Raw genomic sequence first — 22,603 nt, 5'->3', positions numbered from 1 at the left:
GCTCGCTAGAGGACGACCTCGTCGGTGCCCGTGGCCAGGGCGTACGCGACCGCGGCTTCGGTGGTGAGGGAGCGCCCGGCGTCGAGGGTGTCGTCGTACGCGTCGTCGCCCAGCGCGGAGCGGGCGTCCTCGACGGCGCGGGCGCGCAGCGCCTCGTCGGGCAGGTAGTAGCCGTACACCCGCCGCCCGACCTGCTCGCGCAGCGCGTCGGCGGCGCCCACGAGCACGGCGACCCGGTGGTGCCGGGCGCCGGCGGCCTCGACGACGGCGAGCGCCTCGAGGAAGTACGCGAGGTTGGCGAGGTCCGCGGTCTCGGCGCTGAGCCGGATGCCCTCGAGCAGGTGCGCGCGGGCGCCGCCGGGGTCGGCGACGGCGAGGGCGGCCTCGGAGAGGGTGTAGAGCGCGACGTACGCGGCGAGGCGGTCGCCCCGGGCCCGGGCGCGCTCGAGGCCGAGCAGCGCCTGCGCCCGCGCGCCGTCGGGGTCGCCGCCCAGGAGCCGGACCGTGCCGAGCCACGCGTGGACCAGCGACTGCAGCCAGTCGCCCTGCAGCCCCTCGCCCTCCGCGAGCACGAGGGCCTGTAGGAACAGGTCCTCCGCGGCCGCGGCGTCGCCGCCCGCCAGCGCGTTCAGCCCGTGCCCCGCCACCGCCTGCCCGGTGCCGAGGCGGTCGCCGGACGCCTCGGCGGCGGCCTGCGCCGCGGTGTAGTGCTCCTGCGACGCCGCCCGGCGCCCGGCCGCGAACCCCAGGGCGCCCAGCGTCATGTGCGCGCGGACCCGCCAGTACGGCACCAGGTCGTGCCCCAGCGCCCGCTCCGCCGGCTCGGTGCTCAGCGTGAGCCGCCCGCGCAGCCAGCAGTGCAGCCACATCGCCCAGGCGATGCGCGCGGCGGCCTCGCCGTCGCCGTCCTCCAGCGCGATCTCCGCCGCGCACGCGAGGTTCGGCTCCTCCACGACCATGCGCCGCAGCACCGCCACCTGCTCGCCGCGGTAGTACTCCGGGGCCGCCTCCTCGGCGAGCGCCAGGTAGAACGCCCGGTGCGCCGCGCGGACCGCCGCCAGCTCCCCGCCCGAGAGGCGGGCCCGGGCGTACTCCGCCACCGGCTCCAGCAGTAGGTAGCGGGCCCGGCCCTCGTGCACCCCCGCCACGACGAGGCTGTGCTCGACGAGCCCCTCCAGCGCCGGCAGCACGTCGACGCCGAGCGCCCCGCCCACCGCCTCCGCGGCGGCCAGCGAGCAGCCGCCCTGCACCACCGACAGGGCGCGCAGCAGCGCCTGCTGCTCCGGCGGGAGCAGGCCGTGGCTCCAGTCGAGCGTCGCCGTCATCGTGCGCTGGCGGGCCGGCAGGTCGCGCGCCCCGCCGGACGCGGGGGTGGTCTCGGCCAGGCGGGCCAGCAGCTCGCGCGGGGGCAGCGCCCGCGCCCGCGCCGCCGCCAGCTCCAGCGCCAGCGGGATGCCCGCCAGGCGCCGGCAGAGCTCGGCGACCGCGGCCGCGTCGGCATCGCCGAGCGGGCGGTCCGGCGCCACCGCCCGTACCCGCTCGAGGAACAGCGCCCCCGCGGGCGAGGCCTCCACCGCCGCGAGCGACGGGCGCCCGGCCGGCACGTCGAGCGGGCGCAGCGGGTGCTCGGCCTCGTCGCGCACCCGCAGCGGCGCCCGGCTCGTCACCAGCACCGCGAGCCCGGGCGCGGCGGCCACCAGCGCCGCGACCCGCTCCGCGGCCGACCCGTCGCCGAGCAGGTGCTCGAGGTTGTCGAGCACGAGCAGCAGCCGCAGCGGGCGCAGGTGCGCGGACAGCGCCGCCGCGGGGCCCTCGCCCTGGTCGCCGGGCACGCCCAGCGCCGCGGCCACCGCCGGCAGCAGCGCCGAGGGGTCGGGCACCGCGGCCAGCGCGACCGCCGCCGTCCCGTCCGGGTACGACCCCGCGGCCCGCGCCGCCACCGCCGCGGCCAGGCGCGTCTTCCCCACCCCGCCCGTACCGGTCACCGTGACCAGGCGGCGCCCCGCGGCCAGCAGGCCGAGCACCGCGTCGACGTCGGCGTCGCGCCCGACGAGCGGGGTCGACGGCACGTCGAGCGAGGGCAGCGGCGCGCGGGCCTCGCGCTCCTCCGCCGGCGCCGGCCGGGCCGCCGCGAGCAGGGCCGCGCGCTCGGCCGCGTCCGCGCCCAGGGCGTCGAGCAGGGCGCGCAGCGTGTGCGGGTACGGCCGCGTGCGGGTGCCGCGCTCGAGCGCGCTCACCGCGTGGGCCGTGAGGCCGGCGCGCTCGGCGAGCTCCTCCTGGGTGAGCCCGGCACGGCGGCGCAGCGCGCGGAGCTGCCCGCCGAGGCTGGGCTGGGGGGGCCGGGCCACCCGCGCACAGTACTTCGCACGCGCAGCACCCGCCCGCTCCCCGCACGGGGCGCACCCGTGCGGCGGTGTGCGGGTCGTGTGCGGGTCGCTGTCCGTGGCGCGCCGGCCCCCGCCCGGCCAGAGTCGTGGCCACGAGGACGACGGCGGCCGGGGGGAGCACGGGGGACGGGCCGCCGCCGGGGCCTCGGGGGGACGGACCCGGACGGGGGACGGGTCCGCGACGCGCGACGGCGGCGGCCGGCTGGGGGGCCGCCGCCGCCGTCGGCGCAGCCCGACCGGGGAGCGGGCCCTACGCCCGGGCGCCCTCGTGCCGGGCGTCCTTCTCCTTGTGCCGCACGACGACGACCGGGCAGTGGCAGTGCCGCACGCACTGCTCCGCGACCGAGCCCAGCACGAGCGAGGCGAACCCGCCGCGCCCGCGCGAGCCGACGACGACCAGGTCCGCCGTGCGGGACGCCTCGATGAGCGCCTGCGCCGAGGGGCCGTGCACCGCCTGCACGTCCACCAGCACGCCCGGGTCGTCGCCGACCACCTCGGCCACCCGCGCCCGCTCGTGCTCCACGAGCGACGCCTGCAGCTCGTCCACCCCCGGCACGTAGCCCGTCGGCCAGCCGGTGCGCCGGATCTCCGAGGAGATCGACCAGGCCCGCACCACCCGCAGCGCGCAGCCCCAGCGCCGCGCCTCCGCCGCGGCGAAGACCAGCGCCTCACCGGCGCAGTCCGACCCGTCGTCGCCGACGACCACGCCGCCCCGCACGCCCTGCGCCTGCCCCGCCGCGTCCGCCACGTCCGCCTCCTCGCCGCGCGGCCCCGCCCGGCGCGGGGCCCCGCTCCGATCATCCCGCGGCCCGCGGCGCGCGCCAGGGGCGGAGGTCCCGGTCGTGCTCAGGCGCCGGGCGTGCGGCGGGTCTCCACGAGCCGGAGGGCCACGTCGACCAGGCGGGTGTTGCTGTCCTGCGACACCCGGTTGAGCACGTCGAAGGCGCGCCCGGCGTCGATGCCGAAGCGCTCCATGAGCAGGCCCTGCGCCTGGCCGATGAGCCCGCGGGTCTCCAGCGCCCGGTGCAGCTGCTCGTTGGTGCGGGCCCAGCGCAGCGCCACCGCCAGGTGCGCGGCGAACGCCCGGGCCGCCGCAGCGCGCCCGTCGTCGAACGAGCGGGGGCGGGGGGCGTACAGGTTGAGCGCCCCGACCACCCGCTCGCCGGCCCGCAGGCGCAGCGACAGGCTGCTGGCGATGCCGAGCTCGGCGGCCGCGCGGGGCGCCCACCGCGGGTAGCGGGCCTCCGACGGCAGGTCGTCCACGCCCACCTCGGGCTCGTCGCGGGCCGCCGCGAGGCACGGACCCTCGCCGAGGTCGTACTGCAGGAGGTCGGCGCGCAGCGCGACGTCGCCGCTCGCCGCCGGCGTGGAGGGCGCGCTGCGGGGCCCGGTCACCTCGGTGACGCTCGCCCAGCCGTCGGGCACGAGGTGGCGGACCGCGAGGGCCACCCCGCGCTCGAGGCTGCGGGTCGGGTCGACCTCGGGCTCGGCCAGCAGCTGCACGAGGTCCACGAGCGCCTCGCCGCCGAGGCCGCCGGGCCGGGGGGCGCTCACCGGGCGCCGCCGGCAGGACGCGAGGGGGTCAGGCGGTCCGGGCGGGGGTGCGGGGGTCCGGGCACGGGAGCTGGGGACCTCTTCGGAGGGACGGGGGTCGCCCGTCTGCTCGAGCCGGGTCAAGCCTTCCACACGCCCCGGCCGCAGGACGAACGGGGCGCGCGCCCCGGTGCGCCTGCCCCCGCCCCCCGGTGCCAGGCTGATCGCACGCCGCGAGCACGCTCCCGGCGCCGCGCACGACCGCCGCACCCCCAGGAGGACCGATGTCCGGCACCCAGGACGGCCCCGCCCTGCACCCCACCACCCGCGAGCTCGCGGCCGGGCGCAGCTTCGCCGCCATGAGCACCCTGCTGCCCAGCGGGCAGATCCAGACCCAGTACGTGTGGGTGGGCACCGACGGCGAGCGGCTGTCGGTCAACACCGAGGTGCACCGCGCGAAGTACCGCAACCTCCAGGAGGACCCGCGGGTCACGCTGTGCATCCGCGACGAGGCGAACCCCTACCGGTACGCCGAGGTCCGCGGCCGCGTCGTCGGCGAGGTCCGGGGCCAGGAGGCCCGCGACGACATCGACGCGCTGTCGCAGAAGTACGAGGGGCGCCCGTACCCGCCGGAGGCCATCAAGAGCGAGCGGGTCAAGCTCTGGATCGAGCCGGAGCGCCAGACCGTCGCGGAGTGAGCGCGGGGGCCGCCCCGGCCCCCGGGTCTGCCCCTACGGGTGGGGCCACCTGCACCTCGAGGACGCCTGCCTGCCGGGTCGAGGCGGCCCGCCCGCCGCACGACGCTGGCAGCACCAGCCGTCGAGCGCGAGGAGCAGCGCATGGGCACCACCGGCACGACCACCCGCACCACCACCGGCACCAGGACCCCGCGCCGGCGCCGGGGAGCCGTACGGGCCACGGCCCTCGCCGCCGCCGTCGGCGCGGCCGCCGTGCTCGGCCCGGTCGCGGCACCCGCCAGCACCCCGGCCGCCGCGACCGCGGGCACGGGCGCCGAGGTCCGGCCCGACCCCGCCGTGCAGCGGGTCCTCGACCGGCTCGTCACGGAGACCGGGCTGCCGGGCGTCCTCGCGTCGGTGCGCGGGTCCGACGGGCGCGTCCGCACCTACACCGCCGGCAGCGGCGACCTGCGCACCGGCGCCCCCGTCCCCGAGGACGGGCGGGTGCGCATCGCCTCGAACACCAAGACGTTCACCGCCACCGTCGTCCTGCAGCTCGTCGCCGAGGGCGCGGTCGAGCTCGACGCGCCCGTGGAGCGCTACCTGCCCGGCGTGGTCCGCGGGCCCGGCGGCGACGGGCGGCGCACGACCGTGCGGCACCTGCTGCAGCAGACCAGCGGGCTACCCGACTACGACGGCATCGTCATCGAGGCCGGCGGCACGCTGCGCTCGGTCGCGCACACGTACCTCGAGCCCCGCCAGCTCGTCGACGCGGCGCTCGCCGAGCGGCGCACCGGCCGGCCCGGCGGGCGCTGGGAGTACAGCAACACGAACTACGTGCTCCTCGGGCTGCTCGTGCAGCGCGTCACCGGGCGGCCCTTCGGCGAGGAGGTGACCCGGCGCATCATCGAGCCCCTGGGCCTCGAGGACACGTACTGGCCGCGCGAGGGCGAGCAGGGCCTGCGCGGGAGCCACCCCCGCGGCTACCTCGCCGACGGCCCCGGCGGCGCCTGGCGCGACATCACCCGGATGGACCCCTCGCTCGGCTGGGCCGCCGGCCAGCTCGTGTCGACCCCAGAGGACCTCGGCCGCTTCACCGCGGCCCTGCTCGACGGGCGGCTCCTGCCGCCGGCCCAGCTCGCCGCGATGCGCCGCACCGTGAGCGCGCCCGGCTTCGACGCCGAGCCCGGCTGGCGGTACGGGCTCGGCCTGGCGAGCCACCGGCTCGACTGCGGCCCGGTGGGCTGGGGGCACGGCGGGGACGTCCAGGGCTTCCAGACCCGGGGCCTCGCCACCGACGACGGGCGCTGGGCGATGGTCGCCGTCAACGGGCTGCCCACGTCCCTCGAGGAGCTCGCCGACGTCAGCGCCGCCGTCGAGACCGCGCTCTGCCGGTCCTGACGCGGCCCTGACGCGGCCCTGACGCACCCCTGACGGAGCCCGGGCGCACGACGGGCCGGTCACGAGGACCGGCCCGGGGACTGCGTGGTGCGCGAGGGGGGAGTTGAACCCCCACGTCCGAAGACACACGGACCTGAACCGTGCGCGTCTGCCTATTCCGCCACTCGCGCGAGCAGGGTCGAGGCTAGCACGCGGGCGGCACCGCCCCGACCGCCGCCAACGCGCCCACCGGCGCGCTCCCGGCGGTGGGGCGGTGCCGTGGTTACGATCGCGACGGTGCCGGGTACGGCGCCGGGCGTGCGGCGCGGGCAGGGGCCGTACGCGACGTGGCAGCCGTGCGAGGTGGGGCGACCGGGAGGGGCTGAGGGGCGTGGGCGTGCTGCAGCGCTTCGAGCGGCGCATCGAGAGCCTGGTCAACCGCCCCTTCGCGCGGGCCTTCAAGGCCGAGGTGCAGCCCGTGGAGGTCGCCAGCGCCCTGCAGCGCGAGTGCGACGACCGGGCCGCCATCGTCGGGCGCGGGCGCACGATGGTCCCCAACAGCTTCGTCGTCGAGCTCGGGGCGCGCGACCACGCCCGGCTCGCACCGTACGCCGGGCCGCTGGGCGCCGAGCTCGCCGACATGGTCCGCGAGCACGCCCAGGAGCAGCAGTACTCCTTCCTCGGCCCCGTCGAGGTGGTGCTCGAGGAGGTCGACGACCTCGAGACCGGCATCTTCCGGGTGCGCTCCAGCGCCGTGGCCGGGCGCGAGGCCGTAGCGCCGGTGGCGGCACCCGCGCCGCCGCGCCCGCCGGAGCCCGCGCCGCAGGCCGCGGCGCCCCCGGCCCCGCTGCCCGGGCGCGCCCCGGCCTCGGCCGCCACCCGCGTCACCCCGCGCCCCGCCCCCGCGGCGCCGATGCCCTGGCTCGACGTGGCCGGCACCAAGGTGGTGCTGCGCGCGCAGCGCACCGTCATCGGCCGCGGGCTCGACGCCGACCTGCGCCTCGACGACCCCGGGGTGAGCCGGCGGCACGCCGAGGTGCGGGTGCAGGGCGCGCACGGCGTCGTGTCCGACCTCGGCAGCACCAACGGCGTGGTCGTCGGCGGCGAGCGCGTCGACGAGGCCCTGCTCGAGGACGGCACCCGCTTCGAGCTCGGCAGCACCTCGATCGTCTTCCACGCACCGGACGCCGGCGACGGGCGGGCCGGCGCGTGACGTCCGACATCTCCGAGCTCACCCTCACCGTCATCCGGCTGGGCTTCCTCGCCGTCCTCTGGCTCTTCGTCCTCACCGCGGTGTCGGTCATGCGCAGCGACCTCTTCGGCACCCGCGTCGCGACCCGCGGCGGACCCGGGGGGCGCGCCGCCACCCGCCCCAAGGCGCCCAAGGCGGCCAAGGCCCCGCGGGTCGCCCGCCAGCGCGGCAGCACCCTCGTCGTCACCCGCGGCACCCTCGCCGGCACCTCCCTCCGCCTCGGCGAGACCCCGGTGACGGTCGGGCGGGCGCAGGACTGCACCGTCGTGCTCGACGACGACTACGCCTCCGGCCACCACGCGCGGCTCTTCCCGCGCGACGGCGCCTGGTGGGTCGAGGACCTCGGCTCGACCAACGGCACGTACCTCGACCGGCAGAAGGTCACCGCCCCCGTGCAGCTCCCGCTCGGCGTGCCGCTGCGCATCGGCAAGTCGGCCTTCGAGCTGCGGAAGTAGGCGCGGGTGGCACTCGCACTGCGCTTCGCGGCGCGCTCGGACGTCGGGCTGATCCGCGACGGCAACGAGGACAGCGCGTACGCCGGCCCGCGCCTGCTCGTCGTCGCCGACGGCATGGGCGGGCACGCGGCCGGCGAGGTCGCCAGCTCGGTCGCCGTGGCCACCCTGTCCGCCCTCGACGAGGACTCGCCCGGCCCCGACCTGCTCGGGCGGCTCGAGGCCGCCGTCGAGGAGGCCAACGCGCACCTGCGCGACATGGTCGCGGGCGACCCCGCGCTGCGCGGCATGGGCACCACGCTCACCGCGCTGCTGCGCGCCGGCAGCCGCTTCGGGCTCGTCCACGTCGGTGACTCGCGCGCGTACCTGCTGCGCGACAGCCTGCTGCAGCAGGTGACCCACGACGACACGTTCGTCCAGCAGCTCGTCGACGAGGGGCGCATCACCCCCGAGGAGGCGGGTCACCACCCGCAGCGCGCGCTCATCACCAACGCCCTCGACGGGCGCGGTGACGTCGACCCCGACCTGTCCGTGCGCGAGGCCCGCGCCGGCGACCGGTGGCTGCTGTGCAGCGACGGGCTCTCCGGCGTCGTCAGCGCCGACACGCTCGAGGAGACCCTCGCCCGGCACGCCTCGCCCGACGACGCCGCCGACGCGCTCGTGCAGCTCGCGCTGCGCGGCGGGGCCCCCGACAACGTCACCTGCATCGTCGCCGACGTCGTCGACGTCGACAGCGCGCCGCCGGACATCCCGCAGGTCGTCGGCGCCGCCGCCTCCGGCCCGGTCAAGCACCTGCGCGACGACGACCGCGCCCGCACCTCGCCCGCGGCGCGCGCCGCCGCCCTCGCCGCCCGCCCCCGCCCCGACGAGGGGGAGGACGGCGGCGGGGACGGCGCGGCCCACGACGAGGCGCCGCGCCGGCGCTGGCCGCGCCGCCTGCTGACCCTCGGCGTCGTCGCCGTGCTGCTCGCCGCGGCCGGGACCGCGCTGTGGGGCTGGTCGCGCGACCAGTACTACGTCGGCGCCCACGAGGACGAGGTCGCCGTCTTCCAGGGCCTGCAGCAGAGCGTGCTCGGCGTCGGCCTGTCCACCGTGTACGAGGAGGAGCCCATCCCGCTCGCCGCGCTGTCCGACTACTCCCGGCGCCAGGTCGAGGGCGGCATCGCCGCCGACGGCCTGGACGACGCGCGCGAGGTCGTGGCGCGCCTGCAGGAGGAGGCCGCCCGCTGCGAGCAGGAGCCGGCGCCGGCCGCACCCACCCCGCGGGCGACGCCCGGGCGCACCCCGGCGCCGGGCGCGAGCCCCAGGGCGACCCCCGGGGCGACCCCCGGCGCGGCCCCCGGCGCGGCCCCCGCCGCGACCCCCGGCGCGGCCCCCCGCGCGACCCCGGAGGCCACGCCCGGCCCCAGCCCCCGCGCCCCGGGGGCCGGCGAGCGGGCCTGCCCGGAGCCGGCGCGGTGAGCGCGCCCGTCGGGCCCAGCGCCACCACCGTCACCCCCGCCTCGACCGCCAGCCGCCGCAACGCCGAGCTCGGCCTGCTGGTCTTCGCCCTCGCGGTCGCCCTCGCCGCCTTCGCCACCCTCGGGCTCGGCGTCGACGGCGCGGTCCCGGCGCGGATCGGGTCGTACGCCGCCGGCTTCGGCGGGCTGCTCCTCGTGGCGCACCTGGCGCTGCGCCGCTTCGCGCCGTACGCGGACCCCGTCCTGCTGCCGGCCGTCGCGCTGCTCAACGGCATCGGCCTCGTCATGATCTACCGCCTCGACATCGCCGAGGCGGCGTCCGCCGAGCGCGCGGGGCGGCCCGCGCCCGCCCCCGACGCCCTGTCGCAGATCACCTGGACCGCGCTGGGCGTGGTGCTCTTCGTCGCCGTGCTCGTGCTGGTGCGCGACCACCGCGGCCTGCAGCGGTTCACGTACACCGCGATGGCCGCCGGCCTGGTGCTCCTGCTGCTGCCGCTGGTCCCCGGCCTCGGCACGCGGATCTTCGGCGCGCAGATCTGGATCCGGGTCGGGCCGTTCTCCTTCCAGCCCGGCGAGGTCGCCAAGATCGCGCTGACGATCTTCTTCGCCGGCTACCTCGTGCTCAAGCGCGACGTGCTCGCCCTGGCCCGGCGCCGCGTGCTGGGCGTCGACCTGCCCCGCATGCGCGACCTCGGGCCGATCGTCGTGGTCTGGCTCGTGTGCCTCGGCATCCTCGTCTTCGAGCGCGACCTCGGCACCGCCGTGCTGTTCTTCGGCTCCTTCGTCATGCTGCTCTACGTCGCGACCGAGCGCCGGTCGTGGCTCATCCTCGGCACGCTCATGGTGCTCGCCGGCGGCTGGCTGGCGTACCAGGCGTTCGCGCACGTGCGCACCCGCATCGACATCTGGCTCGACCCGTTCGCCGACCCGCAGGGCGCCGGCTTCCAGCTCGTGCAGGGCCTCTACGGCCTCGCCGCCGGCGGCCTGCTCGGCAGCGGCCTCGGGCAGGGCCGGCCCGACCTCATCCCGGTCGCCAAGACCGACTTCATCGTCGACGCGCTCGGCGAGGAGCTCGGCCTCACCGGGCTCATGGCGCTGCTGCTGCTCTACGGCATCGTCGTCGAGCGCGGCCTGCGCACCGCCATCGCCGCGCGCGACTCCTTCGGCACGCTGCTCGCCGCCGGGCTGTCGTTCATCCTCGCGATCCAGGTCTTCGTCGTCGTCGGCGGCGTCACCCGCCTCATCCCGCTGACCGGCCTCACGACGCCCTTCCTGTCGTACGGCGGCTCGTCCCTCGTCGCGAACTGGGCGCTCGTCGCCCTGCTGCTGCGGATCAGCGACGCCGCGCGCCGCCCGGCCCCGCCGCCGGTGCCCGAGACGCAGGAGGCGCTCACCCAGGTGGTGCGCCGGTGAACCGGCCGCTGCGGCGCATGGGCGCCGTCGTCATGCTGCTCTTCGCCGTGCTGCTGGTGAACGTCAACTACCTGCAGGCGTTCCGGGCCGACGACCTGCGCAACCGCCCCGGCAACTCGCGCACGATCCTCGAGGAGTACGACCGCGAGCGCGGCCCGATCCTCGTCGACGGGCGCGCCGTGGCCGACTCGGTCGCCACCGACGACCAGCTGCGCTACCTGCGGCGCTACCCCTCGGGCCCGCTCTTCGCCCACGCCACCGGCTACTACTCCTACGTCTACGGCGCCGCCGGGGTCGAGCGGGCCGAGAACGACGTCCTCGCCGGCAACGACGACCGGCTCTTCGTGCGCCGGCTCGGCAACCTCATCACCGGCGAGGAGGTGCAGGGCGGCGCCGTCTCCCTCACCCTCGACCCGGCCGCGCAGCAGGCCGCCGCGGAGGGCCTCGACGGGCGCAAGGGCGCCGTCGTCGCCCTCGACCCCACGACCGGCGCGATCCTCGCCCTCGTCTCCAGCCCGACGTACGACCCCAACGCGCTGTCCAGCCACGACGGCGGGGCGATCCGCGGGGCGTACGAGCAGCTCACGGCCGACGAGGACCAGCCGCTGCTCGACCGGGCGCTGCGCGAGACCTATCCGCCCGGCTCCACCTTCAAGCTCGTGACGGCGGCCGCGGCGCTCGAGAGCGGGCGCTACGACCCGGACTCCGAGGTGCCCGGGCCCGCCGAGCTCGACCTGCCGCTCACCGACGTCGGGCTGCCCAACAGCGACCGCGCCCAGTGCACCCCCGGCAGCGACACCACCACGCTGACGAACGCGCTGCGGCGCTCCTGCAACTCCAGCTTCGGCGCGGTCGGGCTGGACCTCGGCGCGGACGCGCTGCGCGAGCAGGCGCAGGCCTTCGGCTTCGGCCAGGAGGACCGCACGGTGCCCCTCACCACCGCGACGAGCGCGTTCCCCGAGGACCCCGACGCGCCGCAGACCGCGCAGTCGGCCATCGGCCAGTTCGACGTGCGCGCCACGCCGCTGCAGGTCGCGATGGTCGCCGCCGGCATCGCGAACAACGGGGTCGTCATGGAGCCGTACCTCGTCGACCAGGTGCAGGCCCCCGACCTGTCGGTGCTCGACCGCACGGAGCCGGAGGAGCTGTCCGCCGCCGTCAGCCCCGAGGTCGCCGCGGAGCTGCGGGCCATGATGGTCGAGGTCGTCGAGGAGGGCACCGGCACCAACGGCCAGCTCGACGGCGTCACCGTCGCCGGCAAGACCGGCACCGCGCAGCAGGGCGAGGGCGAGCCGCCGCACGCCTGGTTCACCTCGTTCGCCCCCGCGGGGCCCGGCGAGACCGCCCGCGTCGCGGTCGCCGTGGTCATCGAGGACGGCGGCGGCGAGGCCGAGATCAGCGGCAACCGGCTCGCTGCGCCCATCGCCCAGGACGTCATGGCGGCGGTGCTGGGGGACGGCGGGTGAGCTGCCGATGAGTACGGTGGGTGCCGCTCGGGGGGCGGACGCGCGCGACGAGGACGTCAGGGGAGCCCGGCGGGGCCGGCGGGAGGGAGCGCGATGACGGAGCCGACGACGCTCGGCGGCCGCTACGAGCTGGGGGACGTCCTCGGCCGCGGCGGGATGGCCGAGGTGCACGTCGGGCGCGACACGCGGCTCGGCCGCCAGGTCGCGGTGAAGATGCTCCGCGTCGACCTCGCGCGCGACCCGTCCTCGCAGGCCCGGTTCCGCCGCGAGGCGCAGTCCGCGGCCTCGCTCAACCACCCCTCGGTGGTCGCGGTCTACGACACCGGCGAGGACACGGTCGCCGGCGGCTCGGTGCCCTACATCGTCATGGAGTACGTCGACGGCTCCACGCTGCGCGACCTGCTGAACTCCGGGCGCCGGCTGCTGCCCGAGCGCGCGCTCGAGATCGTCTCGGGCGTCCTCGAGGCGCTGGACTACAGCCACCGCCACGGCATCGTCCACCGCGACATCAAGCCCGCGAACGTCATGCTCACCGAGGCCGGCGACATCAAGGTCATGGACTTCGGCATCGCCCGCGCGGTGTCCGACGCGTCCGCGACGATGACGCAGACCTCCGCGGTCATCGGCACCGCGCAGTACCTCTCGCCCGAGCAGGCCCGCGGCGAGACCGTCGACGCGCGCAGCGACCTCTACTCCACCGGCTGCCTGCTGTACGAGCTCCTCGTCGGCCGCCCGCCGTTCGTCGGCGACTCGCCGGTGTCGGTCGCGTACCAGCACGTGCGCGAGGAGCCGCAGCCGCCGAGCGCGTACGACGCCGACATCCCGCCGGAGATCGACGCCATCGTCCTCAAGGCGCTGGCCAAGGACCGCGAGCAGCGCTACCAGAGCGCCGCCGAGATGCGCGCCGACATCGACCGGGCCCTCGCCGGGCGCCCCGTCGAGGCGCCCGCCCCCGCGCCGGTGACGCAGCGGCTCGCGCCGATCGTCGACCCCACCCCCACGGCCTCCGTCCTGCCGGCCGGCGCCGACGAGGAGCCGCGCCGGCGCACCGGCCTGTGGGTGGGCCTCGGCCTGCTCGCGGTCGCCGTGTTCGTCGGTGCCCTGCTGCTCGGGCTGAACCTCTTCGGCGACGACGAGCAGGCCGGTGCGTCGACCACGGTGTCGGTGCCGAACGTGGTCGGCGAGCAGGTGGCCCGCGCCGAGCAGCTCATCACCGGCGCCGGGCTCACGGTGGACCAGGTGGACAGCGAGCCCAGCGACGACCCGTCGGGCACCGTCCTCTCGTCCTCGCCCGCGGCCGCCACCGAGGTGCAGGAGGGCACGGCCGTCGACCTGGTGGTGAGCGAGGGCCAGGAGACCGCGACGGTGCCGACCCTCGTGGGCTCGACGCTCGACGAGGCGACCGCCGCCCTGGCCTCCAACGGCCTGCTCGTCGGCGACGTCGAGAGCCGCGACGCCGAGGAGGACGAGGGCGAGGTCCTCGAGGCCAGCGTGCAGGCCGGCGAGGAGGTGCCGGTCGGCACCACCGTGGACCTCGTCGTCTCCACCGGGCGCACCGCCGTGCCCGACGTCACCGGGCAGACCGAGGACGACGCGACCGACGCCCTCGAGGGCGCCGGGTTCGAGGTCGACACGACCACCCGCGAGGACGCCACCGCCCCCGAGGGCACGGTCATCGGCCAGTCCCCGGCCGCGGGCACCTCGCAGCGGACCGGCACGACGATCACCCTCACCCTCGCCGTGGCCCCGCCGCCCGAGCCGACGCCCGAGGAGAGCCCGACCGAGGAGCCCACCGAGGAGCCGACCGACGGGCCGACCGGCGCGGAGGAGCCCGCCGACGGCGCCACGCCGGCCGCGGGGGCGACGCCGGCGGGCTGAGCGCCGGCTGCCGGGCTGCTGCCGGGCTGCTGCCGGGCTGCTGCCGGGCCCGCCGGGGCCGCGGCCTCAGGAGGCCGCGGCCTCCCGCAGGTCCAGCTCGGCCCACACGGCCTTGCCGTCGTCGGTGGGACGGATGCCCCAGCGCTGCGCCAGGACGTCGACCATCGCGATGCCGCGGCCGTGCTCGGCCTCGGGGTCCGCGACGAGCCGGCGCGGCGGCACCGGCCGCGCGTCGGCGACCTCGACGACGAGCCGGCGGTCCGAGCGGCGCAGCGTCACGGTCACCGGGGCCGCGCCGTGCACCAGGGCGTTGGCCACGAGCTCGTTGAGCACGACGACCGCCTCCTCGCGCCGCGGCGCGGGCAGCTGCCAGTCCTCCAGCAGCGGCTCGGCCCACCGGCGGGTGGCCCGCGCCTCGTCCGGGTCGCCGGTGAGGGACAGCACGGCGGTGGCGTGCCGGTCGCGCGGGTCGTCCGCCGCCGGCGTCCGCACGACGAGCAGGCCGACGTCGTCGTCGTAGTCGCCGGTCGGGCTCACGCTCGCCAGGACGCGGTCGCACACCTGGGAGACCGTGAGGTCGCCGGTGTCCGTCACCGAGTCCGCCAGGCGGCTGATCCCCTCGTCGATGTCCTCACCGCGCCGCTCGACGAGCCCGTCGGTGTAGAGCACCAGCGTGCTGCCCGCCGGGAAGTCGGTGCGGCCCGAGGCGAAGGTGCCGACGGAGGTGCCCAGCGGGGGCCCCGGCACGTCGACGAGCTCGCGCGGCGCGGCGCCCGGCGCGACGAGGACCGGCGGCAGGTGCCCCGCGTTCGCGTAGGTCAGCGAGTGGTCGCTGGGATCGTAGACCGCGTAGACGCACGTGACGATCGACGACTCGTCGATGTCGGCGACGAGCTTGTCGAGCGTGCTCATCACCTGCGCCGGCGGGAAGTCGACGAGGGCGAGCGCGCGCACGGCGGCGCGCAGCTGGCCCATGACCGCCGCGGCGCGCACCCCGCGCCCCATGACGTCGCCGATGACCAGGGCGGTGCGGGCGGCGCCGAGGGGGATGACGTCGTACCAGTCGCCGCCGACCTGCGTGTCGTGGGCGCCGGACAGGTAGCGCTTGTCGACGTCGAGGCCCTCGACGTGCGGGGGGACGTCGGGCAGCAGGCTCTTCTGCAGCTCCACCGCGAGCTGGTGCTCGCGCTGGTAGAGCCGGGCGTTGTCGACGTTGAGCGCGGCCCGCCGCGCGAGGTCGCAGGCCAGCTCGAGGTCCTCGCCGCCGTACACCCGCCCCGAGGCCGACGTGTAGAGCGTCAGGGTGCCCAGCACCTCGCGGCGGGCCTTGAGCGGCACGCACATGACCGAGCGGGGGGCCAGGCTGGTCCAGAGCTCGCGCTGGTCGGGGCGCACGGTGCGCTCGATGAGCGGCCGGTCCACGTCCGCGACGAGCAGCGGCTCCCCGTCGCGCATCACCCTCGCGACGGGGTGGTCGTCGCCGAGGCGCAGCTCGCGGCCCTCGCCCACCTCGCGCACGACGCGCTCGCGGTCGGGGTCCACGTGCGCGGAGGCGACCGTCTCGACCCTGTCGCCGTCCAGCAGGTCGACCAGGCACCAGTCCGCGAGCGTGGGCACGACGAGCCGGGTGAGCTGCTCGAGCGCCTGCTGCACGTCGAGCGTGCCGGCGAGCAGGCTCGTGGCCTCGGCGAGCAGCCCGACGCGGCGCTGGGCGTCCTCGGCGGCGGCGCGGGCCGCCTGCTCCTCGCGGTTGGCCCGCTCCGCGGCCTCGCGCGCGGCCTGCTCCTCGGCGAGGAGCCGGCGGCGCTCGGCCTCGTCGTGCATGCGCGCCGTGACGTCGGCCTGCACCCCCACGAAGTGGGTCAGCTCGCCGTCGGCGTCGACGATCGGGGACATGCTGATCTCGTTCCAGAACGGCGAGCCGTTCTTGCGGTAGTTCAGCAGCGTGACCGTGACCGAGCGCCGCTCCACGAGCGCCGCGCGCAGCTGCGCGACGACCCCGCGGTCGGAGTCCGGCCCCTGCAGGAACCGGCAGTTGTGCCCGACGACCTCGTCGAAGCCGTACCCCGTGACCCGGGTGAACGCCTGGTTCACCCACACCAGCGGCATGTCGTCCTGGTGCGGGTCGGCGATGGTGAAGCTGATGTCGATCGACCCCAGCGCGCGCAGGTGCAGGTCCTCGCCGAGCTGCTCGGTGGGCCAGTACGGGTCGATCTCGAAGAACGCGACGAGCGCGCGGTCCGAGAGGCCGGTCGCGCCCTCCAGCGGGTACGACGTCACCCACAGCACCCGCTCGTGCCGGCGTTCCTCGCTGTCGAGGTCGGGGACGCCCTCGACCGCCTCCGCCTCGCGGCGCGGCGGGACGAGCACCGCCTCGCCCTCCACGCGCTCGCCCTCGGTCGAGCGGACCACCGGCGACTTCGCGGGGTCGTACGCGGCGCCGTCGGGTTGGCGCAGGCCCGCCGCCCGGCTCCAGTCCTCGGCCGAGGCGGGCAGCTCGAAGTCCTCGGGGACCATGGCGCGGGCCACCGGGTTCGTGTAGATCACCCGGCGGTCGGTCAGGTCCACGAGCAGCACGGCCGCGGGCACGTCGCGCAGCGACCCCGCAAGGGGTCCCTCCTCGCCGCGCTGGACGCGCCGCACCTGCTCGCGGGCGCGCGTGTCGCGCGTCGCGTGCTGGCTCACCTGCACGAGCCTAGCGGCGGATCAGTCGTGCGCCACCACAGGAGCGAGTCCCTCCGCCCGCGCGGTCGCCCCGGTGTCACCGCACGTGACCAACCAGTTGGCCAGCATCCGGTGCCCGCCCTCGGTGAGGACGGACTCGGGGTGGAACTGCACGCCCTCGACCGCGTGCTCGCGGTGGCGCATCGCCATGACCACCCGACCGGCCCGGCCGGTGACCTCCAGCTCGTCGGGCACGGTCGCCGGCTCCACCGCCAGCGAGTGGTAGCGGGTGGCGGTGAACGGCGAGGGCAGCCCCGCGAGCACCCCTCCGCCCTCGTGCTCGACCCGGCTCGTCTTGCCGTGGAGCAGCTCGGGCGCGCGGGCGACCGTGGCGCCGTACGCCACCCCGATCGCCTGGTGCCCCAGGCACACCCCCAGCAGCGGGACGCGCCCGGCGCAGTGGCGCACCATGTCGACGCAGACGCCCGCCTCCTCCGGCGTGCCCGGGCCCGGGGACAGCAGCACGCCGTCGTAGCCCTCGGCGTCCTCGACGCCCACGGCGTCGTTGCGCACGACGGTGCACTCGGCGTCGAGCTGGCCGAGGTACTGCACGAGGTTGAAGACGAAGCTGTCGTAGTTGTCGACGACGAGGATGCGGGCGCCCATGGTGCGCCCCAGGGTACGACGCGGCCCCGGCCCTCGGGCCCCGCGGCCGTCAGTCGCCGAGCACCGCCGCGTCCTCGGGCACCCGGGCGTGCTGCAGGTCGAGCGAGCCCTCGTACCCGGCGAGGGTGGTCGTCCCCTCGGCCGCCACCTCGTAGCCCAGGCCGACCCGCTCGGCCCAGTACCGGTACGCCTGCACGCTCGGCGCCGCCTCGAGCGCGGCGCGCATCCCCGCCACGTCGCCGACCGCCGTCACGCGGTACGGCGGCGAGTAGGTGCGGCCCTGGAGGATGAGGACGTTGCCGACGCAGCGGACCGCGCTGGTGGACACCACCCGCTGGTCCATGAGGCGCATGGCCTCGGCCCCGCCCGCCCACAGCGCGTTCACCACGCCCTGCAGGTCCTGCTGGTGCACCACGAGGTCGTCCGGGACGACGCCCTCGGGCACCTGCTCCGGGTCGTCGTACGGCGCGTCGTCGAGGACCACGGTCAGCGCCTCGCCGGTCACCGGGGTCAGGGCGGCGCGCTCGGCGACCCGCTCGGCGCGCTCGCGGGCGGCCGCGGCACCGGAGTCCGAGCGCGCCGCGGCGGCGGACAGGCGCTCGACCTCCTCGCGCAGCGCCTGCACCCGCAGGCCCTGCTCCTCGACCCGGCGCTGCTCGTCGCGCAGCACCGAGGCCAGGTCCGCGGTCTCCTCCGCGCGCAGGTCGGTGCCGCGCGCGGTGCCCGCGCTGGTGGCGAAGAGCAGCCCGGCCACGACGAGGGCCACGGGGACCAGCAGGCGCCAGCCGGCCCGGCGCGCGGCGCGTCCCACGGCGTCCCTCCCTGCTCCTGCCGACCCGGCGCCCGGCGGCGGGCTCGGCTCGCTCCTGCCGCTCGTCGGCGCTGCTCGTCTACCCTACGGGGAGACGCGCCGGCAGGGTCGGCGTCACGCTCCGTCCCGGGCTCGTCGCTCCGGGCCGCACCATGCACCGAGGAGACAGGCCGTGCCCAGGTCGCCGCAGCGCCGCAAGTCCGCCTACACCCCGCCGCCGGCGAAGGCCCCGGTGTCGGTGACCAGCCCGGCGTGGGTGCCCGCCCTCATGGTGGCGCTCTTCGTCATCGGCCTGCTGTGGATCGTCACCTACTACGTGACGAGCACGGAGTACCCGATCCCCGGCATCGACGTGTGGAACATGCTCATCGGCTTCGGCTTCGTCATCGCGGGCTTCGTCGTCTCCACGCAGTGGAAGTAGCCGCGCCGCACCACGGCTGAGCGGCCCCACCGGGCGCACCTGCCGTCCCCACCCTGTGGAGGAGGGGTGTGGACAGCGGTGAACCACACCGGTGTAGTTCGTCCACACCCGTCGTCCACACTGGGGACGACGCGGCCCGCCGTCCCCAGGGGGGAGGCGGGCCGCGGTGCGCACGGGGTCGTGGTCCGCAGGGTCCGGCCGGGGGCTCAGCCCCCGGCCGCCCCCACGCAGTCGAGGAACGCCTCGCCCGGGTCGAGCGGGGCGGTGACGGTGCACGCGGCCACCCGGGCCGTGCTCGCGCCGTCGAGCTCGGCGGTGCGCCACACCACCGCGGCGACGACCAGCGCCAGCGCGACCGCGAACGCCACCGGGTGCAGGACCCCGCGCAGGCGGCGCGGGACGAGCACCAGCGCCAGCGTGAGCAGCCCGCCCAGCACGAACCCGCCCGCGTGCGCGCGCCAGTCGATGTTCGAGCCCGGCAGGAAGCCGATGACGACGTTGATGCCCAGGAGCACGAAGAGCCCCGAGACCTCGCGCCCGAGCCGGCGCGACACCACGATGTACGCCGCGAAGAGCCCGAAGACGGCCCCCGAGGCGCCGAGCGCGGGCACGTACCGCTCGCCGAAGCCGTAAGAGGCGGCCGAGCCGCCCAGCGCGGACAGCAGGTAGAGCGCGGCGAAGCGCACCCGCCCGAACGCCTGCTCCAGCGGCGGGCCGAACAGCCACAGGGCGTACATGTTGAAGAGCAGGTGCAGCAGCCCGCCGTGCAGGAACGCCGCCGTGACGAGCCGGTAGAGCTCGCCGTCGGCGACGCCCACCGTGGCGAAGCCCAGGCCCTCGTCGGCGACCGGGCCCGCGACGAGCCAGAACCGCCGCTCGAGCGTGGGCTGCACCTGCTGGAGCAGGAACACCGCGACGTTGACGCCGATGAGCACCTTGCTCACCCAGCCCGGGTCGTCGGACACCCGCCCGCCGAACAGGGTGCGCGGCTGGCGCACCCCCTGCCGGCCGGCCCGGGCGTCGTCGGGGCAGAGGAAGCCGACGGCGACCGGGACCATGTCGTCCGGGCAGATCGGCCGCTCGCACCGCACGCAGCGGATGTACGTCTCGCGGTCGGGGTGGCGGTAGCAGTGCGGCGGGCCCGTCGGGCCCGACGCCGCCTGCGGGCCCGGCTCGCTCATCCGCGGGCGCTCAGGCGGGGCGCCGCTCGACCCGCACGGACTCGACGACGACGTCCTCGAGCGGGCGGTCGCGGCCGTCGGTCGGCACCGTGCTGATCGCGTCGACGACCTCGCGGCTGCCCGCGTCGAGCACCTCGCCGAAGATCGTGTGGCGGCGGTTGAGGTGCGGCGTCGGGCCGACGGTGATGAAGAACTGCGAGCCGTTCGTGCCGGGGCCGGCGTTGGCCATCGCCAGCAGGTAGGGCCGGTCGAACACGAGCTCGGGGTGGAACTCGTCGGCGAACCGGTAGCCGGGGCCGCCGGTGCCGGTGCCCAGCGGGTCGCCGCCCTGCACCATGAAGCCCTCGATGACGCGGTGGAAGACCGTGCCGTCGTAGAGGCGGTCGGTCGTCTTCTGGCCGGTGCGGGGGTCGACCCACTCGCGCTCGCCGCTGGCGAGCTCGACGAAGTTGCGCACCGTCTTCGGCGCGTGGTCGGGGAAGAGCTTCACCTCGACGTCGCCGCGGTTGGTCGAGAGGACGGCGTAGAGCTCGTCGGCCACAGGGGGCTACCTTCCAGGGGGAGACCGGTCCCGGTCATCCTCGCACGCGCCCGCCGGCGCCGCCCCGCCCGGCGCAGGCCCCCGCCCGGCCCGGGGGGCCCGCCCCGGCACGGCGGCACCGCATGGCGCGCGCGCGGCGGGGGTAGGCGGGGGACCGGCCCCGCCCCCGACCGCACCCGACCCGCTGGAGGTCCACCGTGCCCCTCACGCTCCGCCGCCGCACCGCCCGGGCGAAGGCCGCCCGCAGGGGTGCCACGCTCGCGACGACGGCCGGCGCCCGCGTCGCCCCGCTCGCGGCCGAGCTCCGGGGGACCGCCGCCGTCCAGGCGGCCGCGGCCCGCGACGCCCTCGACGCGGCCCGCGCGCAGGCGGGCCCCCGCGTGGAGGCCGCCCGCGCCCGGGTCGCCCCCGCCGTGGAGAGCGCCCGCGCCAAGGCCGGGCCCGCCGTGCAGGCTGCTGCCGGCACGGCCCGCGAGCGCGCCGCCGTCGCCGGCACGTCGGCCGCCGGGGCGCTCGCCGCCGCGCAGGAGTGGGCCGGTCCCCGCCTCGAGCAGGCCGCCGACGGCCTGCAGAGCGCCGTGCGCGACGCGGGCGGCGCGGCCGCCAGCGCCCGGGAGGACGTGCTGCCCAGGGTCGCCGCGGCCGTCGGTGCCGCCCTGGCCGCCGCCGAGCCGGCCGCCGCCGAGGCCCGCACCCGCGGCGCCGCCGCCGTGCAGGCGCTCAAGGGCGAGGTCCGCCCGGTCCGGCGCTCGCGCCGCGGGCGCCGCCTGCTGGTGCTCGCGCTCGCCGTCGGCGGTGCCTACGCCGGGTGGCGCGCCTGGTCCTCCTCGCAGGAGGACCCGTGGAGCGACGTCCCGGCCTACACGCCGCCCGCGACCCCGTTCCCCGCCGACGTCCAGCCCGGGCAGGGCCCCTCGGGCAGCGGGTCCGGCACCTCGGGCGCGCCGGCGCCGGACCAGGGGATCGTCGCCGGGCCCTCGGCGAGCGTCGGCTCCGGCGCGGCCGCCCCGGCCGGCAGCGAGCCGCCCGGCCCGGTGCTCGCCGCGGGCACCGCGCCCGAGGGCGACGACGCGGGCGGCGCCTCGCCCGACGAGACCCTCGCCGACGCCTCCAGCAGCCCGACGGCCTCCGAGCGCACCACCGTCGAGCCCGAGCCCACGCCGGTCCCCGACCCGCTCGCGCCGCCGCTCGCGCAGGGCGCGGACCAGGCCGTCGACCCGGCCGGGACCACCGACAGCACGGACGGCACCGGCGAGCGCAAGGGCTCCTGACCGCAGCGCGGGCCCTGCCCGCGGGTGCGCGAGCGCCCGGGTCCCCCGCGGGGGCCCGGGCGCTCGTGCGTCAGGAGGCGGTCGGCCTCACCCGGTCACCCGGGTCACGGGTCAGCGCGCCGGCGGGACCGGCGGCGGCGCCTCGCCGTCCGGCGCGGGCGGCGCCTCGGGGGTGCTCGGAGGGGTGGGGGGCACGGGGGGCGCGTCGGCCTGGGCGGCCGGGTCCACCGGAGCGGCCGGGTCCTGGGGGGCCGTACGGGCCGTCGGTGCCGGCCGCACCGCCTCGCCCTGGACCGTGGGGTGCTCCCCGTGCTCACCGCCGGCCGCGCCGAAGCCGCCGTCCGGGTGCACCGGGTCGTCGGCCGCGGTGCCCACCCAGCTGCGCGCCCGGTCGCGCACCTTGGCCCCGAGCGCCGGGTCGATCTGCCCGGCGAGGTCCGCGAGCATGCGCACGCCGCGGGCCTGCACCTGCGGGTCGTGCAGCCGACCGGCAGCCCCGCCGAAGACGTTCATGAGCCCGTCCACGGACGACCAGGGGTCGCCCGCGCCGCCCGCGCCCGCCGGGCCGCGCCCGGCGCCCGCCCAGGCCTTGGACCGGCCGCCGCCGGGCGGGGCCGGGAACCGGGAGGGCTGGCGCCGCGAGACGACCTGCTGCTCCTCCCAGTCGAGCATCGCGAGGTAGCGGACGCCGTCGAGCTCGTACCGCACGACGAACCCGGCCGCGGCGAGGGCGGCGAGGTCGGCGTCGAGCTCGGACGGCGGGTGCTCCTCCCAGAAGCGGCCCCACAGCAGCCCGTTGAGGGTGCCGGGGTCGTCGAGGCCGCGCCCGGCGTCGTCGAGCGCGAGCGGGAGGAGCAGCAGCGTGCGCTGCTGGGCGAGCGTGAGCTGCGCCGCCCGCGGGTCGTCGAGGACCGGCGGGACGGAGCGTCGGGGGAACCTGGCCACGGTGGCCTCCTGGGTCGGGGCGGCCCCGGGCGCGGGCGCGAGCCCCACGGCGCCGGGCCCCCCGCCGCGGACGGGCAGCGGGTCGAGGAGGTGCCGGGCGCCGTGCGGTCCGCCGGGCGGCCGGGGCGGCCGCTGTGCTGGACACCCCCATCGTGCCCCCGCCCCGGCACGAGCGCCACGGCCGGCCACCCCGGTCCGACCCTGG

General features: G+C 77.7%; 19 protein-coding genes and 1 tRNA gene. 10 read left to right on the top strand and 10 right to left on the bottom strand.

Translation table 11 applies throughout. The annotated features are described in order from the left end of the window. Nucleotides 1–5: 5 nt before the first annotated feature. The 3 genes from D5H78_RS12890 to D5H78_RS12880 form a co-directional block, all read right to left on the bottom strand. A complete protein-coding gene (locus D5H78_RS12890) occupies nucleotides 6–2,348 on the bottom strand; it encodes an ATP-binding protein (protein WP_165865727.1) in 2,343 nt (780 codons plus the stop codon). 289 nt (nucleotides 2,349–2,637) lie between these two features. After that, nucleotides 2,638–3,135, bottom strand: coding sequence for a universal stress protein (locus D5H78_RS12885; protein ID WP_218566568.1), 498 nt, complete (start codon nucleotides 3,133–3,135; stop codon nucleotides 2,638–2,640). A gap of 98 nt (nucleotides 3,136–3,233) precedes the next feature. Next, nucleotides 3,234–3,941, bottom strand: coding sequence for a GAF and ANTAR domain-containing protein (locus tag D5H78_RS12880; protein WP_133412058.1), 708 nt, complete (start codon nucleotides 3,939–3,941; stop codon nucleotides 3,234–3,236). A 263-nt stretch (nucleotides 3,942–4,204) separates the two neighbouring features. Between D5H78_RS12880 and D5H78_RS12875 the strand changes: the two genes are divergently transcribed. Further along, entirely contained in the window at nucleotides 4,205–4,618 is a 414-nt protein-coding gene (locus D5H78_RS12875; protein WP_119950910.1) for a PPOX class F420-dependent oxidoreductase, read from the top strand. Nucleotides 4,619–4,759: 141 nt separating this feature from the next. After that, nucleotides 4,760–5,998 (top strand): serine hydrolase domain-containing protein, encoded by a 1,239-nt coding sequence (locus D5H78_RS12870; RefSeq protein ID WP_119950909.1) that lies wholly within the window; start codon nucleotides 4,760–4,762, stop codon nucleotides 5,996–5,998. A gap of 85 nt (nucleotides 5,999–6,083) precedes the next feature. On the opposite strand, the gene D5H78_RS12865 is transcribed toward D5H78_RS12870, so the two are convergent. Continuing rightward, a tRNA-Leu gene (locus D5H78_RS12865) sits at nucleotides 6,084–6,168 on the bottom strand. A gap of 200 nt (nucleotides 6,169–6,368) precedes the next feature. On the opposite strand from D5H78_RS12865, the gene D5H78_RS12860 reads away from it, so the two are divergent. The 6 genes from D5H78_RS12860 (at nucleotide 6,369) to pknB (ending at nucleotide 13,898) form a co-directional block, all read left to right on the top strand. After that, a complete protein-coding gene (locus D5H78_RS12860) occupies nucleotides 6,369–7,190 on the top strand; it encodes an FHA domain-containing protein (RefSeq protein WP_119950908.1) in 822 nt (273 codons plus the stop codon). A gap of 8 nt (nucleotides 7,191–7,198) precedes the next feature. Further along, the gene (locus D5H78_RS12855; protein WP_119951111.1) at nucleotides 7,199–7,684 is read left to right on the top strand and encodes an FHA domain-containing protein FhaB/FipA; all 486 of its coding nucleotides are present in this window, start codon (nucleotides 7,199–7,201) and stop codon (nucleotides 7,682–7,684) included. A 6-nt stretch (nucleotides 7,685–7,690) separates the two neighbouring features. Beyond that, nucleotides 7,691–9,142: a PP2C family protein-serine/threonine phosphatase gene (locus D5H78_RS12850; RefSeq protein ID WP_119950907.1), complete on the top strand. Its 1,452-nt coding sequence runs from the start codon at nucleotides 7,691–7,693 to the stop codon at nucleotides 9,140–9,142. Beyond that, the gene (locus tag D5H78_RS12845) at nucleotides 9,139–10,554 is read left to right on the top strand and encodes an FtsW/RodA/SpoVE family cell cycle protein (protein ID WP_177891238.1); all 1,416 of its coding nucleotides are present in this window, start codon (nucleotides 9,139–9,141) and stop codon (nucleotides 10,552–10,554) included. The genes D5H78_RS12850 and D5H78_RS12845 overlap by 4 nt, the downstream gene beginning before the upstream one ends. Further along, a complete protein-coding gene (locus tag D5H78_RS12840) occupies nucleotides 10,551–12,020 on the top strand; it encodes a peptidoglycan D,D-transpeptidase FtsI family protein (RefSeq protein WP_119950906.1) in 1,470 nt (489 codons plus the stop codon). The genes D5H78_RS12845 and D5H78_RS12840 overlap by 4 nt, the downstream gene beginning before the upstream one ends. Before the next feature lie 93 nt (nucleotides 12,021–12,113). Next, the gene (gene pknB / locus D5H78_RS12835) at nucleotides 12,114–13,898 is read left to right on the top strand and encodes a Stk1 family PASTA domain-containing Ser/Thr kinase (RefSeq protein WP_119950905.1); all 1,785 of its coding nucleotides are present in this window, start codon (nucleotides 12,114–12,116) and stop codon (nucleotides 13,896–13,898) included. A gap of 66 nt (nucleotides 13,899–13,964) precedes the next feature. Here pknB and D5H78_RS12830 read toward each other — a convergent pair whose 3' ends face one another. Genes D5H78_RS12830 through D5H78_RS12820 form a run of 3 tightly spaced genes read right to left on the bottom strand, consistent with a single transcriptional unit; the run spans nucleotide 13,965 to nucleotide 18,039 of the window. Beyond that, nucleotides 13,965–16,583: a SpoIIE family protein phosphatase gene (locus D5H78_RS12830; RefSeq protein ID WP_119950904.1), complete on the bottom strand. Its 2,619-nt coding sequence runs from the start codon at nucleotides 16,581–16,583 to the stop codon at nucleotides 13,965–13,967. Between the two features lie 21 nt (nucleotides 16,584–16,604). Continuing rightward, the gene (locus tag D5H78_RS12825) at nucleotides 16,605–17,228 is read right to left on the bottom strand and encodes an aminodeoxychorismate/anthranilate synthase component II (protein ID WP_119950903.1); all 624 of its coding nucleotides are present in this window, start codon (nucleotides 17,226–17,228) and stop codon (nucleotides 16,605–16,607) included. Between the two features lie 49 nt (nucleotides 17,229–17,277). After that, nucleotides 17,278–18,039, bottom strand: a complete 762-nt coding sequence (locus D5H78_RS12820; protein ID WP_119950902.1) for a DUF881 domain-containing protein — start codon at nucleotides 18,037–18,039, stop codon at nucleotides 17,278–17,280. A gap of 172 nt (nucleotides 18,040–18,211) precedes the next feature. Here D5H78_RS12820 and D5H78_RS12815 point away from each other — a divergent pair, with 172 nt between their 5' ends. Then, on the top strand, nucleotides 18,212–18,460 hold the full coding sequence (locus D5H78_RS12815) for a cell division protein CrgA (protein WP_119950901.1): 249 nt from the start codon (nucleotides 18,212–18,214) through the stop codon (nucleotides 18,458–18,460). 206 nt (nucleotides 18,461–18,666) lie between these two features. Here the strand turns inward: D5H78_RS12815 and D5H78_RS12810 are convergent, their stop codons facing one another. Beyond that, nucleotides 18,667–19,641, bottom strand: coding sequence for a rhomboid family intramembrane serine protease (locus D5H78_RS12810; RefSeq protein WP_119950900.1), 975 nt, complete (start codon nucleotides 19,639–19,641; stop codon nucleotides 18,667–18,669). Nucleotides 19,642–19,651: 10 nt separating this feature from the next. Beyond that, nucleotides 19,652–20,182: a peptidylprolyl isomerase gene (locus D5H78_RS12805; RefSeq protein ID WP_119950899.1), complete on the bottom strand. Its 531-nt coding sequence runs from the start codon at nucleotides 20,180–20,182 to the stop codon at nucleotides 19,652–19,654. A 197-nt stretch (nucleotides 20,183–20,379) separates the two neighbouring features. Here D5H78_RS12805 and D5H78_RS12800 point away from each other — a divergent pair, with 197 nt between their 5' ends. Further along, a complete protein-coding gene (locus D5H78_RS12800; RefSeq protein ID WP_119950898.1) occupies nucleotides 20,380–21,453 on the top strand; it encodes a hypothetical protein in 1,074 nt (357 codons plus the stop codon). Nucleotides 21,454–21,564: 111 nt separating this feature from the next. Here the strand turns inward: D5H78_RS12800 and D5H78_RS20315 are convergent, their stop codons facing one another. After that, nucleotides 21,565–22,398 carry a hypothetical protein gene (locus D5H78_RS20315; RefSeq protein WP_133412057.1) on the bottom strand — a complete coding sequence of 278 codons (834 nt, stop codon included), beginning with the start codon at nucleotides 22,396–22,398 and terminating at the stop codon, nucleotides 21,565–21,567. Nucleotides 22,399–22,603: the final 205 nt, after the last annotated feature.

The organism is Vallicoccus soli, assembly GCF_003594885.1.
Classification (GTDB): domain Bacteria; phylum Actinomycetota; class Actinomycetes; order Motilibacterales; family Motilibacteraceae; genus Vallicoccus; species Vallicoccus soli.
Note: the sequence above shows the minus strand (reverse complement) of the source record. Positions and strands in the feature narration are given on the sequence as shown.

Coding starts and splice junctions, on each gene's coding strand:
- D5H78_RS12825 (WP_119950903.1), bottom strand. CDS start 17,228: ATGGGCGCCCGCATCCTCGTCGTCGACAACTACGACAGCTTCGTCTTC.
- pknB (WP_119950905.1), top strand. CDS start 12,114: ATGACGGAGCCGACGACGCTCGGCGGCCGCTACGAGCTGGGGGACGTC.
- D5H78_RS12875 (WP_119950910.1), top strand. CDS start 4,205: ATGTCCGGCACCCAGGACGGCCCCGCCCTGCACCCCACCACCCGCGAG.
- D5H78_RS12810 (WP_119950900.1), bottom strand. CDS start 19,641: ATGAGCGAGCCGGGCCCGCAGGCGGCGTCGGGCCCGACGGGCCCGCCG.
- D5H78_RS12870 (WP_119950909.1), top strand. CDS start 4,760: ATGGGCACCACCGGCACGACCACCCGCACCACCACCGGCACCAGGACC.